Raw genomic sequence first — 437 nt, forward strand, 5'->3', positions numbered from 1 at the left:
CCCTTCACCACGCCGCCCTCGACCGACACCTCCGACAGCAGCGTCACCTGCGGCACACCCAGCCGCTCCGCCAGCAGCGCCGGCAGCACACCCATCGAACCGTCCGTCGACGCCATGCCACCGATCACCAGGTCGAACCCGGCCTTCTCCAGCGCCTTCGCCAGCACCGCCGACGTCCCGACCACATCCGAACCGTGGATGTCCTCGTCGTTCACGTGCACGGCCTTGTCCGCACCCATCGACAGCGCCTTGCGCAACGCGTCCTTCGCGTCGTCCGGCCCCACCGTCAGCACCGTCACCTCGGCGCCCTCGTTCGCCTCCGCGATCCGCAGCGCCTGCTCCACGCCGTACTCGTCCAGCTCCGACAGGAGGCCGTCCACACCCTCCCGGTCGGTGGTGTGGTCGTCCGCGAAACGACGGTCACCCGTCGCGTCCGG

At 70.5% G+C, this 437-nt stretch carries 1 protein-coding gene; it reads right to left on the reverse strand.

All coding sequences use genetic code 11. From position 1 onward, the window contains the following. Positions 1–437, reverse strand: a 437-nt coding sequence (locus ACLWS4_RS37490; RefSeq protein ID WP_416876500.1) for an electron transfer flavoprotein subunit beta/FixA family protein, incomplete at both ends; no start/stop codon positions are given.

Source organism: Kitasatospora sp. SC0581 (genome assembly GCF_048159585.1).
Lineage (GTDB): Bacteria > Actinomycetota > Actinomycetes > Streptomycetales > Streptomycetaceae > Kitasatospora.